Here is a 14,748-nt window from a genome sequence, read left to right as displayed (position 1 = left end):
GGATTGATCTTAGCCCCGGCGCGACACTTGAGCCATCCAAACGGAGGGCAACACGATGAAAGGTCAAAAAGGTTTTATCACCGTTGAAAAACATTCCATCCACCTGGTGACCGACCTGCTGCACAAGATCAATCGCTGGTACGAACTGCACCGCGAACGTGAAATGTTGGCGGGTATGAGCGATGAAGCGCTGAAGGATATCGGCCTGACCCGTGCAGACGTCGCGCAGGAAGCCGATCGACACTTCTGGCAGGACCCCCTGAGCAATGGAAAATAGGCTGAACGCTCTGCGGGAAATCCCTGGTCACAACCCCATGATTGCGGCGCAAGCCCCTGAAATGGGGTTCGTGGCGACCTGAAACAGACGGTCATAGACATTCGCTGGAGCCTGCCCGACACCTGGCCAAGACTGCCGCCTCGACGCTGAGGAGCATCATCATGGAACGATTATTTATTGCAAGGCGCAGCACGTTACAGGCATTGAGCCATGGATTGGGCAGGTTCTGCCTGCCGCTGTCCCGGGCAACGGCGCAACTGATGCGCTGGCGACAACTGAGTAGGAATCGTGCCGAAATGGCGCGCTTGAGTGATGACTGCCTGCGGGATATCGGCTTGAGTCGGGCTGACATCATATTGGAGTCGTCCCGGCGGTTCTGGGACGATCCGCTCAAGGGATGAAGCGGCGGCGCTGGCGTTTTATGCGCAGGTCGCTAAGGTGGGGGGAGACCTCGCCATGAGCCGTTGAATGTCTACTTCCTCGAGCTTTTCCTTGAAACAGGCCAGGCGCCTGGTGCTGACCGCCCAGGGTTTTACCGGGCGTCAGCCGTCAGCGCCGGTCAAGCCGGCCCGGATCAATCGATTGATCGAGCGGCTGGGTACGGTGCAGATCGACTCGGTCAATGCGTTGGTGCGTTCGCACTACCTGCCCCTGTTCTCCCGCCTCGGCCATTACTCGCATGATTTGCTCGACCAGGCGGCCTGGGGTCAAGGCCGGCAGCGCACGCTGTTCGAATATTGGGGGCATGAAGCCTCGCTGCTGCCGTTGTCGATGTACCCGCTGATGCGCTGGCGCATGTTGCGCGCGAGCCGTGGCGAGGACATCTATCAGCAACTGGCGCGTTTCGGCCGTGAGCAGCAGGACACGATACGCCGGGTGCTGGCCTCGGTTCAGGCGCTTGGCGCGCTAGGGGCCGGGAGCCTGTCGACCCGTCAGGAGCGGGCAGGGCCCTGGTGGGACTGGAGCGCGGAAAAACATGCACTGGAATGGTTGTTCGCCGCCGGTGAAGTGACCGTGGCGGGGCGGCGCGGGTTCGAGCGCCTTTATGATTTGCCGGAGCGGGTGATTCCTTCGGCGATTCTCCAGCTGCCTCTACTGTCGGAAGCCGAGGCGCAGCGGGGTTTGCTGCTGCACGCCGCAACAGCCTTGGGTGTCGGTACGGAAAAAGACCTGCGCGACTATTTTCGCCTGGGTCCTGCAGACAGTCGTCCGCGGCTGGCGGAGTTGGTCGAGGCCGGTGACTTGCTGGCTTGCGAGGTTCAGGGTTGGCGGCAAGCGGCTTTCTGTCTGCCCGAGCCGAAGGTGCCGCGCAAGGTCGAGACCAGCGCGCTGCTGTCACCCTTCGACTCGTTGATCTGGGAGCGCAGCCGCACCGAGCGGCTGTTCGATTTTCGCTATCGCCTGGAAATCTACACGCCCCGGGACAAGCGAGTCTACGGCTATTACGTGTTGCCGTTTTTGCACAACGAACGGATTGCCGCGCGGGTGGACCTGCGCGCCGAGCGAGCGCTGGGCAGGCTGGCGGTGCACGCCGTGCATGAGGAAGAGCCGGGGCTGGACGAGGAGGGGATGCTGGCGCTGGCGGGCAATCTGCGGCGCATGGCGCAGTGGTTGGGGCTGGAGCGGGTTCAGTTGAATTGTCCGCGGGCGAGTGCGGTGCGGTTGCGGGTGGCATTGGCGCAGTTTGGTGGTGATTGAACCGACGCCTTCGCGGGCAAGCCTCGCTCCTACAGGATTTGTGTCGCCCACATTGCCGATGGACAACAAAAATCTCGTAGGAGCGAGGCTTGCCCGCGAAGGCAGCGACGCGATTTAACGCCGGACTTGCTTCAACGTCTCGGCAATCAAAAACGCCAACTCCAGCGATTGATCGGCATTCATCCGCGGGTCGCAATGGGTGTGATACCGATCCGACAACCCATCTTCGGTAATCGGCCGTGCCCCACCGATGCACTCGGTCACATTCTGCCCGGTCATCTCGATGTGAATACCGCCGGCATAACTGCCTTGCGCCTGGTGAACCTGGAAGAACTGCTTCACTTCGCCAAGGATCTGCGCAAAATCGCGGGTCTTGTAGCCGCTGCTGGCCTTGATGGTGTTGCCGTGCATCGGGTCGCAACTCCAGAGCACCTGCTTGCCTTCACGCTGCACCGCCTGGATCAGCTGCGGCAAGTGATCGCCGACCTTGTTCGCCCCCATCCGCGCAATCAGGTTCAGGCGCCCCGGATCGTTGTCCGGGTTGAGCACGTCGATCAGGCGGATCAAGTCGTGAGGGTTCATGCTTGGGCCGACCTTGACCCCGATCGGATTGTTCACCCCGCGCAGGAATTCGACATGAGCGCCATCCAGCTGACGGGTGCGGTCACCGATCCACAGCATGTGCGCCGAGCAATCGTAATAATCGTTGGTCAGGCTGTCGCGACGGACGAAGGCTTCTTCGTAGTTCAGCAGCAGCGCTTCGTGGGCAGTGAAGAAACTGGTTTCGCGCAATTGCGGCGAACTGTCCATGCCACAGGCACGCATGAACGCCAGGGTTTCATCGATGCGATCGGCCAGGTGGCTGTACTTTTCAGCCAGTGCCGAATTGGCGATGAAGTCCAGGTTCCACTTGTGCACCTGATGCAGGTCGGCAAAACCGCCCTGGGCAAAGGCGCGCAACAGGTTCAGGGTCGCGGTGGACTGGTGGTAGGACTGCAGCAGGCGCTCCGGGTCCGGCACGCGGCTTTTTTCGTCGAAACCGATGCCATTGACGATGTCGCCCCGGTAGGCCGGCAGGGTCACGCCATCGATGGTTTCGTCATTGGCCGAGCGCGGTTTGGCGAACTGCCCGGCCATGCGCCCGACCTTGACCACCGGGCAACCGGCAGCAAAGGTCATGACGATCGCCATTTGCAGCAGCACTTTAAAGGTGTCGCGGATTTTCGCAGCGGAGAACTCGGCGAAACTCTCGGCGCAGTCTCCGCCCTGCAACAGAAACGCGCGACCCTGGGTCACTTCGGCAAACTGACGGCGCAACTCCCGGGCCTCACCGGCAAACACCAGCGGCGGATAACTGGCCAGGGTTTGCTCGACGTGCTGCAAATGTGCGGCGTCGGGGTAACGGGGTTGTTGCTGGATCGGCAGGGCGCGCCAGCTGTCAGGGCTCCAGGGTTGGCTCATCACGGTCTCTAGTGTTTTACGCTCGGACTGTCATGTTATCAGCAATTAGTGCGTGACCTGCTCCCGTCGCTTCGCGGACAATCGCCCCTTTGCCGCGCCACGCCGCGGTTTCAATGTGTTGCCTGCCGGGCGACGATCAGGAGACAAGATGACTGAGGAGCGCGTCGAGCATTTGCTCGCCGAGGTACAGGATGAGTTCGGCGTGATTCGCGTGCTGGAAGTGGCCGATTACCGTTTTCTCGAGTTCGGTGATGCCATCGAGCAGAGCTGCGTGTTCACCGCGGACCCCAGCTGGCTCGAATACGATTACACCCGGGCGATGCTGATCGGCGCGCTGTGCCACGAACAGCCGGAAAACGCGCTGTTCCTCGGATTGGGTGCCGGTACCTTGACCCAGGCCTGCCTCAAGTTTCTGCCGCTGGAAGACGTCGAAGCCATCGAGCTGCGCCCCGACGTACCGCGCCTGGCCCTCGAATACCTTGGGCTGGATGACGATCCGCGGCTGTATATCCGAGTCGGCGATGCACTGGAGCTGCTGGATACCGCGGAACCGGCGGACCTGATTTTCGTCGACCTCTATACCGATGTCGGCCCGGGTGCCGGGCATCTGGCGTGGAGTTTCCTGGAGAACTGTCAGAAACGCCTGAATCCGGGTGGCTGGCTGGTGATCAACCAGTGGGCTACCGATGACGGCAAGCCGTTGGGCGCGGCGTTGTTGCGCGGGCTTTATCACCGGCATTACTGGGAACTGCCGGTGAAGGAGGGCAATGTGATTCTGCTGGTGCCTTCGGAGCTGGATCAGGCGCTGGACATGGACGGACTGATGGCCCGGGCCGAAGGGCTGGCGCCGCGGCTGGGGTATTCGTTGCAGGCGTTGATCAAGGCCATCCGCCCGGCGACATAATTGGGTGTCTGGGAGGGCCTCTTCGCGGGCAAGCCTCGCTCCTACGGGTTCAGCGAACATCTGTAGGAGCGAGGCTTGCCCGCGAAGGCAATATCCGTATCAATACACCTCTCAAAACCCTTTGAAAACCCCTGGTCGCTTTTCGATCATCGACCGCACCCCCTCCTTGGCATCCTCACTGGCCAGCAACTGCTTCACCAACGCCGGCAACCCCTGCGCCGCCGCGGTTTCTCCTTCGTAACGCGCCTGCCGGGCCGACATCAGCGTTGCCTGAACCCCAAGCGGCGCCTGCCGGGCGATCCGCTCAGCCAGCTCAAGCGCTCGCGGCAGCAAATCCTCGCTGGCCATCACTTCCTGCACCAATCCCAGATGCAAGGCGTCATGGGCATCGAATTCATCGCCGGTCAGCAGCCAGCGCATGGCATTGCCCCAGCCCGCGACTTGATGCAGGCGCAACGTCGCGCCGCCGAAAGGGAAAATCCCGCGCTGCACTTCTTTCTGGGCGAATCGGGTATTGCTCGCGCACAGGTTGATGTCGGCGGCCAGCATCAACTCGATACCGATGGTCAGGCAGTAGCCTTGTGCGGCGACGATCACCGGTTTACTCACCCTGGGCCCGGCAAACACCCCCCACGGATCACAGCCGCCCGGCGGTGCCTGCCAGCCTTCGGCCAGGGCGGCGCTGGCATTGATCAGGTCGAGCCCGGCGGTGAAATGCTCACCATGGCCAAACACCACCGCCACCCGCGCTTCGCTGTCGGCCTCGAATTCGCCGTACGCCAGGCTCAATTCATTGAGCAGGTCGAGATCGAAGGCATTGCGCTTGGCCACCCGGTCCAGACCGAGCAACAGGACATGACCGCGTCGTTCACGGGTTACACGACTGTGACCGGGCTGATTCATGGGGCATTTCCTCGGGGTGGGAAGGGATTGTCCGACTGCCGGTGTGCGGCGCAGGGGTGAACCGTTTTAGCGCGATCGCCAGCAGGGCCGGGGCCTTTGAAAAATAGACCCTTGCACGATTATCCGCAAAGCCTGTGACACAACGGTGTATACGTCAGTTTCCCGACAAATAATGCTCCCTTTTTGGCCGAATTCCGGTATAGTGCGCGCCGGCCTTTAACCGGGCCGCGTTTAGGTAGCGCAATTCCCCGAAGCCAGCTTCGGCTGCACGTCCGCACACCGGACTCTCCCTTGACGAATCTTTTTCATTCATTCGTTTTCGCAAATCCCCGCCGACAAAGCAGCCAGGGCGACTCTTGAGTCTTACACGGCATGCGCAGCTTTGGAGCATGGGTCTTTGCGGATGCACTTAGAGGCAGACCCATGACCCAGGAAACCGGCGGCTTCGCCGCTTTTAATCTTAATCCGAACATCCTTGCAGCCGTCATCGCGACTGGCTACGAAGAACCTTCGGCTATTCAGCAGCAATCGATCCCGATCATCATGGCCGGCCAAGACATGATTGGCCAGGCGCAAACCGGTACCGGTAAAACCGCCGCGTTCGCCCTGCCTATCCTGCATTGCATCGATCCTGCGAAGCGCGAGCCGCAAGCCCTGATCCTGGCGCCAACCCGTGAGTTGGCGCTGCAAGTAGCAACCGCTTTCGAAACCTACGCCAAGCAAATGCCGGGCGTTACCGTTGTGGCCGTTTACGGCGGCGCCCCTATGGGTCCACAACTGAAAGCAATCCGTAATGGCGCACAGATCGTTGTCGCCACGCCGGGCCGTCTGTGCGACCACCTGCGTCGCGACGAAAAAGTCCTGTCGACCGTGAACCACCTGGTTCTCGACGAAGCTGACGAAATGCTCAAGCTGGGCTTCATGGACGACCTCGAAGTCATCTTCAAGGCCTTGCCTGCAACCCGTCAGACCGTATTGTTCTCGGCCACCCTGCCGCAGTCGATCCGTGCCATTGCCGAACGCCATCTGCGCGATCCGCAACACGTGAAGATCCAGACCAAGACTCAGACCGTTACCGCGATCGAACAGGCTCACCTGTTGGTTCACGCTGACCAGAAGACCTCGGCTGTATTGAGCCTGCTGGAAGTCGAAGATTTCGACGCCCTGATCATGTTCGTGCGCACCAAGCAAGCGACCCTGGACCTGGCCAGTGCCCTGGAAGCCAAAGGCTACAAAGCCGCTGCGCTGAACGGTGACATTGCCCAGAACCAGCGTGAGCGCGTCATCGACTCCCTCAAGGATGGCCGTCTGGACATCGTTGTGGCGACCGACGTTGCCGCTCGTGGCCTGGACGTTCCGCGTATCACCCACGTGTTCAACGTTGACATGCCGTACGATCCGGAATCCTACGTGCACCGTATCGGCCGTACCGGCCGTGCCGGTCGCGAAGGTCGTGCACTGCTACTGGTGACGCCGCGTGAGCGCCGCATGCTGCAAGTGATCGAGCGTGTAACCGGTCAGAAGGTTGCCGAAGTTCGCCTGCCGGACGCCCAGGCCGTTCTCGATGCCCGCATCAAGAAACTGACCAACAGCCTGTCGCCGCTGGTTGGCGATGCCGAGTCGACCCACGGTGATCTGCTGGACCGCCTGACCGCCGACATCGGTTGCACCCCGCGTGCACTGGCTGCCGCTCTGCTGCGCAAGGCCACCAACGCTCAGGCGCTGACCCTGGCCGCGATCGAGAAAGAACGTCCACTGGTGCCGAACAACGCACCTCGTGGCGATCGTCCAGAGCGCACCGGTGATCGTCCGGACCGTGGTGATCGCGAGCGTCGTGCTCCGGTTCCATTGGCCGAAGGTCGTGCCCGTTGCCGTACCGCGCTGGGCGCGCGTGACGGTATCGCGGCCAAGAACCTGCTGGGCGCCATCCTCAACGAAGGCGGCCTGGCCCGCGAAGCGATCGGTCGCATCCAGGTGCGTGACAGCTTCAGCCTCGTCGAGTTGCCGGAAGATGGTCTGGAGCGTCTGCTGACCAAACTGAAGGACACTCGCGTTGCCGGCAAGCAGTTGAAGCTGCGTCGCTATCGCGAAGATTGATCCGCTCTCGGGCTGATTGATCGAACATAAAAAATCCCCGACGAGTTCGGGGATTTTTTTATGCCCGGGTTTTGTAAACGCTGCCGATTCCGTGATTGGCTGCGAACCCTGTAGGAGCCGGCTTGCCGGCGATGGACGTGAACGATGACGTTTGCAGTCTGGATAAACGCGGTGCCTATACGTCCATCGTCGGAACGCCGCCCGGAGCAAGCTCGCTCCTACAGGGTGGGAGTTAATCCGCGGCTGGACCGCCGCCCGCCGTGATCACCTGCACACTCATGCGCGGCGTCGCCAGATCGAGCCCGGCTTCATCCAGGTGGCGTTTCAGGGACAGGTTGAACGCCCGGGAAACTTCCCACTGCTTGATCGGCGCGGTCTTGAACCGGGCGCGCAGGATCGCGTTGCCCGACTCGAAACTCTCGACCCCCTGAATCTCCAGTGGCGACCATATATTGCGCCGTTGCAGCGGATCGGTGCGCATCTTCTGCCCGACTTCGCGCATCAGTTTGATCGCGTTATCGATGTCCATGTTCGAAGGCACTGCCACCCGGAAGATCGCGTAGCCGAATTCCCGGGAATAGTTCTTGATGCTTTTGATTTCGCTGAACGGAATGGTGTGGACGATGCCGTCGATGTCCCGCAGGCGTACGGTGCGGATGGTCAGGCCCTCGACGGTGCCCAGGTGGCCGCCGACGTCCACGTAGTCGTCGATGGCCAGGGAGTCTTCGATGATGATGAACAGCCCGGTGATCAGGTCGGCGACCAACGACTGCGCACCGAAACCGATGGCCAGGCCGATCACCCCGGCACCGGCCAGCAGCGGCGTGACGTTCATGCCCATGTTGGCCAGGGCGACGATCAGCGCAATGATGAAAATCGCCACGAACAAGACATTGCGGATCAGCGGCATCATCGTCTGTGCGCGGGCATTCGCCAGGCCTTTGCGCGAGCGGGTGAGGGCGTGGTGCACGGCGGTGTCGCTGAGAATCCAGATCAGCCAGGCAAAAATCAGCGTGCCGCCGAGGCTGAACAGTTTGACGCTGATTTCATGGCCTTCGCCTTCAGTGAAGGCGATCAGCGACAGGCCCCAGACCCGTAGGCCGAGCTCGATGAATGCCAGCCACACCAGCAGATGGGCGAGGGTGTAGAAGAAGCTTTTCAGGCGCTCGGAGTACAGCGCATGACGCTTGGCGCTGCGCTGCGGCTTGAGGGAATGGCGGCGCACCAGTCCGTTGATGACCATGCACAGCACCAGCAGCACGGTGCAGATCAGCGACTGGCGCAACGCAGTGCTGGTGTCGCCGGCCGAGACGAAGGTGGCGAACAGGGAGATGGCCACCAGCACCAGTGCCGGCACGTACCAGAAGGTGCCGAGGATTTCGATCGTGTCGCTCAGGGCGCGTCGGGTCAGGCGTCGGGACAGCGGTTGGTTGCGGATCAAATGAGCGATCGGGCGGCGGAACCGCAGGATGAACAATCCCGTGAACAGCGCCGCCAGCACGTTGGCAATCGTCGCGGCGGTGTGCGCCAGGTGACTGCCGAGGCTGGCGACCAGTCGCGGGTCGCCCAGGGCTTCACCGAAGGCGGCGAAACTGCCGATCAGCCACAGCGGCCGAAAGGCTTGATGGCGCAGGATGTACAAGGCGCGGTGGCGGTGCGGGCCGTCGAGCACGGAAAACGCGATCACGCAGATCGCCGAGAAACAGGTGCCGACCACCAGGGCATAAGCCAGCACCATGGCCAGGCTTTTGCCCAGCGACGAGGGCAGGGCATAGCTCATGTACACCGTAATGACCAAGGCGATCAGCCACGGCCCCAGTTTGCGCAGGGCAAAGCGCAGCATGTCCAGGGCCCTGGGGTGTTGCGGCAGTTCTTCGGTCAGGCCGAAGCGCATCCGCACCCGGTGCCCGAGCCAGATCAGCGCGGCGGCCAACAGGCTCCAGATCATCAGGATCATGGCGAAGGCAAAGATGATCGGCAGCCATTCATTGGCTGGTAGCACCAGCGCCGCCAGTTCATCCTCGGCCAGTTCGAACTCTTGCGTCCAGCGCGTGAGTGGGCTGTCGGCTCCGGAGAACTGTTTTTCGAAACTGGCCAGGGTGCCGCCGATCAGGCCCAGAACGCCTGTTTCAGTGGTGGGCCGGGCTTTGAGGGTGGCGTCGCGCAGCTTCTTCAGGTCGGTCAGCAACTGGGTCCGTTGCTGATCGTTCTCCAGCGACTTGATGACTTCGTCCAGGGACTGGCCCAGGGGTTCTTGCGCCTCGGGCTGGGATTTCGCCGAACCGCCGAGCAAGCCCGGCAAGCCGACCGCCTGGGCGGGGGCCAGCGGCAGCAGCGTCATGAGGCAGACGAGGAAAAGAGACGGCAGGGCAAAAAGACGAGCGAACACTGGGCGGTCAACCTCGGATGAGCGGATCGGCCGAGTGTACGAGCCCGTCAAAATCAATGCGAGCCGGGGTGGAGGATTTATTCGTTGAGTTTGGCGAGGATCTTGAACACCACGGTGGCGAGGATCGTCAGCATGCCGACCCACATCGCGAACACGCCGAGGTTCTTGTCGCGAAAATTGAAGCCGATCGCCAGCATGATCATTCCGGCGAGAATCGGGATCAGCATGGCGTGGAACGAAGACATCGAGATCATGAGCGACGGCCTTGTCGAGAAGGGTAGTTAAAGTCTAGGTGGCTTTTGTGCGTTGGTGAGGTGTATCAGAAATGAGTCAGCTGGATCTTTAAATTAGCGTTGTCTGGGCCGGCGCCTTCGCGAGCAAGCCCGCTCCCACATTGGAATGCATTTCAAATGTGGGAGCGGGCTTGCTCGCGAAGCTTTTGATCCGACGGTTACGGCAACTCGCGGCAGGCGTAGAACGCGCTCAGCACCTTGACCAGGTGCGCCAGGTCATGGCTGCCGCACAGCTCGCGGATCGAGTGCATGGCGAACGTCGGCAAGCCGATGTCGACGGTGCGCACGCCCAGGTGGCTGGCGGTGATCGGGCCGATGGTCGAGCCGCAGCCCATGTCGCTGCGCACCACGAAGCTCTGCACCGGGACTTCTTCGGCCATGCACAGATGGCGGAAGAACCCGGCGGTTTCGCTGTTGGTGGCGTAGCGCTGGTTGCTGTTGACCTTGATCACCGGGCCGGCATTGAGTTTCGGGCCGTGGTTGGCGTCGTGCTTGTCGGCATAGTTGGGGTGCACGCCGTGGGCATTGTCGGCCGAGACCAGCAGGGATTTCTGAATGGTCCGTACGAATTCATCACCCGCGGGCAGCAGGCGACGCAGGGTTTGCTCGAGCATCGGGCCATCGGCACCGCAGGCGGAGCAGGAGCCGACTTCTTCGTGGTCATTGCAGACCAGCACGCAGGTTTCGTCGGTCTCGGTCGTCAGCAAGGCTTGCAGGCCGGCGTAGCATGACAGCAGGTTGTCCAGGCGCGCACCGGCGATGAAGTCGCCATGCAGGCCGATGATCGCGGCGCTTTGGGTATCGTAGAAGCTCAGCTCGTAATCCAGCACCACGTCGGCGTTCAGCCCGTGTTCCCGGGCGAGCTGGTCGGTGAGTACGGCGCGGAAGTCGACCCGTTCGTCACCGGCAAATTGTGCGAGGATCGGTGGCAGTTCGGTCTGGGCGTTGATGGCCCACCCCATGTTGGCTTCGCGATTGAGGTGAATGGCCAGGTTCGGGATGGTGGCGATCGGTGCCTTGAAGTCGACCAGCTGACTCTCGACCTTGCCGTCACGGCGGAAGGTCACGCGGCCGGCCAGCGACAGATCACGATCGAACCACGGCGCCAGCAGCGCGCCGCCATAGACTTCCACACCCAGTTGCCAGAAGCCCTGGCGTTGCAGTTCCGGTTGAGGCTTGACCCGCAGGCAGGGACTGTCGGTGTGGGCGCCCACCAGGCGAATCCCGCCGTGCAGCGGCGAATGACGGCCCATCTTGATGGCGACGATCGAGGAGTCGTTACGGGTGACGTAGTAACGACCATTGGTTTCGGTGGTCCATGGCTCGCGCTCGTCGAGGCGTTGATAGCCCGCCGCTTCCAGGCGCTGTACCAGGCTGGCGGTGGCATGAAACGGGGTAGGGGAGGCCTTGAGGAAGTCGATCAGGCCTTGGTTCAACTCTTCGCGCATAAGTAGCTCCAGACAGCAGTGGAGCCAGTTTAACGTATTGGTCGGGGGCTTTGGGCACGACGTGAACCGCTCACGTCAGCTCGCAGCCTCGACCCGATTTTTCAGGTACTTCATGATGATCCGCTCATCCTCGGGTTTTTCCGGCCGGGGCAGTTGCGCAGGCCAGCCCTGCTTCGTCTCCAGCAGCTTTTTCTGACGGCTGCGGTCCCAACGCAGAATCTCCCGCGAGGCACTTTCCCACCACTCGTGGCGACACGCCGTGTAGTACGGGTGGTCGGGTGCCGCGCTGCCGTAAAGCAGATCGCGTCCGACCTTTCTCAACGGGCCGCGCTGGTGACGCAGCTTCCATTTTATTTTCAGTCGCTGCCAGGCCGAAGGGAAGGGTTTCGCGCTCGGCACGTCACGGCACAGTTCGACCAGGTTCTGACTGAACGCTTCGCCATGCCGAGAGAAGAAAAGCGCCTGCATCGCGTGGAAAAAGCGTTTATCGGCAAAGTAGTGATAGATGGATTTTTTGGCTTCACCCACAGGCTTGCCATGCAGGGCGAACGACAGGGCGATCTGTTCGATGGTGTGAATATCGAAGCCGTCGCGGGTCCATTCGTCGATGAAGCGGATGGACGCGTCGAACAACGCCGTATCGCGATCGGTCACGCCGCACACGCCGCTGTTGAACAGCTTGAAACCGTTATCCGCGGTGACGCCATGAGCGCGCAGGCAACCGCCGAGCTTCACATAGTCAGGGCGTTCGTGGACGTCTTTCCAGTCGTATTCGAACCGATCCATCAAGTACTGCCCAGGCTCAATCCGCTCGAAGATCTGCATCGGGTCGCGGGTGAACAAGGTGTCGGTGTCGACGAACAGGGTCTTTTGCGCCAGCGTCAGCCCATAGGCAATCGCGCAGGCCTTGCGACGATGGTGATAGCCGTTTGCGCCTTGCCACAGGGTCAGGGTTTCCTGGGTCAGGGTGACGGTTTCCACTGGCCAGCCGGCATAGTCCTGCGGACGATCCGTCAGGATTCTGATGCTCGGCAGCTTGCCGTTCGTGGCGTAGGACAGTGCGGTCAAGATACTGAACTTGGCTTCCCGCCGGTACACGTCATGGTCGCCGTAGATCAGGTAAAGCAGTTGGTGTCGGGTTTTTTCGACGGGTACCGCCAGGAAATCAGTACAACTCATCCGGATTACTATCCTTTCTCTGAAGCGGTGTGCTTAAAACGGAGCCGGGCATTCGAAGCGCAAGCGTTCGCCCGTCTGAGGATGGGTGAAGCTGAGCATGCTCGCGTGCAGGCACAGACGCGGCCAGGCGGCCAGGGCCTGTTCGTGTGCATAGAGCCCGTCACCCAGCAGCGGATGACCGATGGACAGCATGTGCACGCGCAGTTGATGGGAGCGGCCGGTGATCGGTGTCAGTTCGACGCGGCACCAGTCGCCGCAACGTTCCAGCACGCGCCAGAAGGTCAGGGCATGCTTGCCGAACTCATGGTCCACCACGTGGCGTGGTTTGGTCGGCGGGTCGTAACGCAATGGCAGATCGATGCTGCCACTGTCGAGTGCCGGTTGGCCCCAGCACAGGGCGGTGTAGGCTTTTTCGGTTTCGCGGTCGTGAAATTGCCGAGACAGCTCGCGATGAGTGTCCGGATCACGGGCCAACAGAATGATGCCGGACGTTTCCCAGTCCAGTCGATGGACGATTCGCGCTTCCGGGTAGCCGTTTTCTTGCAGGCGAGTAATCAGGCAGTCCTTGTTGTCGTCAGCCCGGCCAGGGACGGAGAGCAACAGGGTCGGTTTATCCACCACCAGTACGGCGGCGTCCTGATGGATGATGCGGATGTTGGACAACGGCATTAAAACAGCCTCGTAACAAACGCCAACGGCGGCTCAGACCCCGCGCCCTGTAGGAGCGAAGCTTGCTCGCGAATGCGTCACCTCGGTCTATCAGATACACCGGGTTGCCTGTGTTCGCGAGCAAGCTTCGCTCCTACGGAGTGCGTAAGGACCTGAGCCGCCGTGGCTCCTTTCGGATCGACTCAGCGATCTGGCAGGGTGATATTGAGTTCCAGGATCGAACAGCTGCCCTGGTTTTCCAGAGCGACGTGCACGTCATCGGACCCGATATTGACGTACTTGCGGATCACTTCCACCAGTTCCTTCTGCAAGGCTGGCAAGTAGTCCGGCGTACTGCGCTGGCCGCGTTCATGCGCCACGATGATCTGTAGACGCTCTTTCGCTACCGAGGCGGTACTTGGCTTCTTGTTGGCACGAAAGAAGTCAAAAATGTTCATTTACCTACCTCCAAACAGGCGCTCGAAGAATCCCTTCTTCGTGACATCGAGGAAGCGGTGCTCCACGGTTTTACCCAACAGGCGATCGACCGCATCGCTGTACGCCTGGCCGGCGTCGCTCTGATCGTCGAGAATCACCGGCACACCCGAGTTGGAAGCCTTGAGTACCGCCTGGGATTCCGGAATGACACCCAGCAGGGCGACCGCCAGGATTTCCTTGACGTCTTCGACGCCGAGCATCTCGCCGTCACTGACCCGTTGTGGGTTGTAACGGGTCAGCAGCAAGTGTTCCTTGATCGGATCTTCGCCCTTTTCCGCGCGGCGCGACTTGCTGGCCAGCAAGCCCAGCATGCGGTCCGAGTCACGTACCGAGGACACTTCCGGGTTGGTCACGATAATCGCTTCATCGGCGAAATACATCGCCAGGTGAGCACCTTTCTCGATGCCGGCCGGGGAGTCGCAGACGACGAACTCGAAGTCTTGCTTGAGCGCCATCAGGACTTTTTCCACGCCGTCGACAGTCAGCGCGTCTTTGTCGCGGGTCTGGCTGGCGGCCAGTACGTAGAGGTTTTCCAGGCGTTTGTCTTTGATCAGGGCTTGCTGCAGGTTGGCTTCGCCGTTCACCACGTTGACGAAGTCATACACCACGCGGCGCTCGCAACCCATGATCAGGTCGAGGTTACGCAAACCGACGTCGAAGTCGACGATGACTGTTTTGTGACCACGCAGAGCGAGGCCGGTACCGATAGCGGCGCTGGTGGTGGTCTTACCCACACCACCCTTGCCGGATGTAACCACGAGAATCTTGGCCAAGGTGTTTCACCCCTAAGGAAAAAGGACTTTTAGCCCCTGAAAACATCTCTTGAAAACTACTGCAGTCGGACAGCCCTGGCTGGAAGCCGGTTCAGAGGAGCACTTACCTGAGATAAGCACTACTTGTAGCCTTTTTCCTACTTAGTTTGAGCCGTTTTCGCTATGTTTTAGAGATGCTTG

General features: G+C 61.1%; 14 protein-coding genes. 5 read left to right on the top strand and 9 right to left on the bottom strand.

Annotation, left to right across the window (positions count from 1 at the left end; all coding sequences use genetic code 11):
* The first annotated feature begins 55 nt into the window (after window positions 1-55).
* The 3 genes from F8N80_RS05465 to F8N80_RS05455 all read left to right on the top strand — a co-directional run bounded on the left by F8N80_RS05465 (window position 56) and on the right by F8N80_RS05455 (window position 1,975).
* Window positions 56-277, top strand: coding sequence for a DUF1127 domain-containing protein (locus tag F8N80_RS05465; RefSeq protein WP_150747264.1), 222 nt, complete (start codon window positions 56-58; stop codon window positions 275-277).
* Window positions 278-438: 161 nt separating this feature from the next.
* Window positions 439-678 (top strand): DUF1127 domain-containing protein, encoded by a 240-nt coding sequence (locus tag F8N80_RS05460; protein ID WP_150747265.1) that lies wholly within the window; start codon window positions 439-441, stop codon window positions 676-678.
* A gap of 67 nt (window positions 679-745) precedes the next feature.
* On the top strand, window positions 746-1,975 hold the full coding sequence (locus F8N80_RS05455; RefSeq protein WP_150747266.1) for a winged helix-turn-helix domain-containing protein: 1,230 nt from the start codon (window positions 746-748) through the stop codon (window positions 1,973-1,975).
* A gap of 114 nt (window positions 1,976-2,089) precedes the next feature.
* On the opposite strand, the gene F8N80_RS05450 is transcribed toward F8N80_RS05455, so the two are convergent.
* Window positions 2,090-3,436 carry a class II 3-deoxy-7-phosphoheptulonate synthase gene (locus tag F8N80_RS05450; RefSeq protein ID WP_150783380.1) on the bottom strand — a complete coding sequence of 449 codons (1,347 nt, stop codon included), beginning with the start codon at window positions 3,434-3,436 and terminating at the stop codon, window positions 2,090-2,092.
* A 148-nt stretch (window positions 3,437-3,584) separates the two neighbouring features.
* On the opposite strand from F8N80_RS05450, the gene F8N80_RS05445 reads away from it, so the two are divergent.
* Window positions 3,585-4,340, top strand: a complete 756-nt coding sequence (locus F8N80_RS05445) for a spermidine synthase (RefSeq protein ID WP_150747268.1) — start codon at window positions 3,585-3,587, stop codon at window positions 4,338-4,340.
* Between the two features lie 111 nt (window positions 4,341-4,451).
* Here F8N80_RS05445 and F8N80_RS05440 read toward each other — a convergent pair whose 3' ends face one another.
* Window positions 4,452-5,243 (bottom strand): crotonase/enoyl-CoA hydratase family protein, encoded by a 792-nt coding sequence (locus tag F8N80_RS05440; RefSeq protein ID WP_150747269.1) that lies wholly within the window; start codon window positions 5,241-5,243, stop codon window positions 4,452-4,454.
* Window positions 5,244-5,666: 423 nt separating this feature from the next.
* Here F8N80_RS05440 and F8N80_RS05430 point away from each other — a divergent pair, with 423 nt between their 5' ends.
* Window positions 5,667-7,340, top strand: coding sequence for a DEAD/DEAH box helicase (locus F8N80_RS05430; protein ID WP_150747270.1), 1,674 nt, complete (start codon window positions 5,667-5,669; stop codon window positions 7,338-7,340).
* Between the two features lie 232 nt (window positions 7,341-7,572).
* On the opposite strand, the gene F8N80_RS05425 is transcribed toward F8N80_RS05430, so the two are convergent.
* The 7 genes from F8N80_RS05425 to minD all read right to left on the bottom strand — a co-directional run bounded on the left by F8N80_RS05425 (window position 7,573) and on the right by minD (window position 14,568).
* Window positions 7,573-9,729 (bottom strand): mechanosensitive ion channel family protein, encoded by a 2,157-nt coding sequence (locus tag F8N80_RS05425; protein ID WP_150783379.1) that lies wholly within the window; start codon window positions 9,727-9,729, stop codon window positions 7,573-7,575.
* Between the two features lie 77 nt (window positions 9,730-9,806).
* Window positions 9,807-9,983 carry a hypothetical protein gene (locus F8N80_RS31115; RefSeq protein ID WP_191632859.1) on the bottom strand — a complete coding sequence of 59 codons (177 nt, stop codon included), beginning with the start codon at window positions 9,981-9,983 and terminating at the stop codon, window positions 9,807-9,809.
* 197 nt (window positions 9,984-10,180) lie between these two features.
* Complete coding sequence (locus tag F8N80_RS05420; protein WP_150747273.1) at window positions 10,181-11,470, bottom strand: M18 family aminopeptidase; 1,290 nt, start codon at window positions 11,468-11,470, stop codon at window positions 10,181-10,183.
* Between the two features lie 75 nt (window positions 11,471-11,545).
* Entirely contained in the window at window positions 11,546-12,649 is a 1,104-nt protein-coding gene (locus tag F8N80_RS05415; protein WP_150747274.1) for a hypothetical protein, read from the bottom strand.
* A 33-nt stretch (window positions 12,650-12,682) separates the two neighbouring features.
* Entirely contained in the window at window positions 12,683-13,318 is a 636-nt protein-coding gene (locus F8N80_RS05410; protein ID WP_064676607.1) for an RluA family pseudouridine synthase, read from the bottom strand.
* A 182-nt stretch (window positions 13,319-13,500) separates the two neighbouring features.
* Window positions 13,501-13,755, bottom strand: coding sequence for a cell division topological specificity factor MinE (minE, locus tag F8N80_RS05405; protein ID WP_007944431.1), 255 nt, complete (start codon window positions 13,753-13,755; stop codon window positions 13,501-13,503).
* Complete coding sequence (gene minD, locus F8N80_RS05400) at window positions 13,756-14,568, bottom strand: septum site-determining protein MinD (protein WP_150783378.1); 813 nt, start codon at window positions 14,566-14,568, stop codon at window positions 13,756-13,758.
* Window positions 14,569-14,748: the final 180 nt, after the last annotated feature.

Source organism: Pseudomonas fluorescens (assembly GCF_902497995.1).
Taxonomy (GTDB): Bacteria; Pseudomonadota; Gammaproteobacteria; order Pseudomonadales; family Pseudomonadaceae; genus Aquipseudomonas; species Aquipseudomonas fluorescens_BK.
This window is presented reverse-complemented; position numbering and strand designations above follow the sequence as displayed.

Excerpts from the sequence above, each read along its gene's own strand:
- F8N80_RS05465 (WP_150747264.1), top strand. The coding sequence starts at position 56 with ATGAAAGGTCAAAAAGGTTTTATCACCGTTGAAAAACATTCCATCCAC.
- F8N80_RS05460 (WP_150747265.1), top strand. The coding sequence starts at position 439 with ATGGAACGATTATTTATTGCAAGGCGCAGCACGTTACAGGCATTGAGC.
- F8N80_RS05455 (WP_150747266.1), top strand. The coding sequence starts at position 746 with ATGTCTACTTCCTCGAGCTTTTCCTTGAAACAGGCCAGGCGCCTGGTG.
- F8N80_RS05450 (WP_150783380.1), bottom strand. The coding sequence starts at position 3,436 with ATGAGCCAACCCTGGAGCCCTGACAGCTGGCGCGCCCTGCCGATCCAG.
- F8N80_RS05445 (WP_150747268.1), top strand. The coding sequence starts at position 3,585 with ATGACTGAGGAGCGCGTCGAGCATTTGCTCGCCGAGGTACAGGATGAG.
- F8N80_RS05440 (WP_150747269.1), bottom strand. The coding sequence starts at position 5,243 with ATGAATCAGCCCGGTCACAGTCGTGTAACCCGTGAACGACGCGGTCAT.
- F8N80_RS05430 (WP_150747270.1), top strand. The coding sequence starts at position 5,667 with ATGACCCAGGAAACCGGCGGCTTCGCCGCTTTTAATCTTAATCCGAAC.
- F8N80_RS31115 (WP_191632859.1), bottom strand. The coding sequence starts at position 9,983 with ATGATCTCGATGTCTTCGTTCCACGCCATGCTGATCCCGATTCTCGCC.
- F8N80_RS05420 (WP_150747273.1), bottom strand. The coding sequence starts at position 11,470 with ATGCGCGAAGAGTTGAACCAAGGCCTGATCGACTTCCTCAAGGCCTCC.
- F8N80_RS05415 (WP_150747274.1), bottom strand. The coding sequence starts at position 12,649 with ATGAGTTGTACTGATTTCCTGGCGGTACCCGTCGAAAAAACCCGACAC.
- F8N80_RS05410 (WP_064676607.1), bottom strand. The coding sequence starts at position 13,318 with ATGCCGTTGTCCAACATCCGCATCATCCATCAGGACGCCGCCGTACTG.
- minE (WP_007944431.1), bottom strand. The coding sequence starts at position 13,755 with ATGAACATTTTTGACTTCTTTCGTGCCAACAAGAAGCCAAGTACCGCC.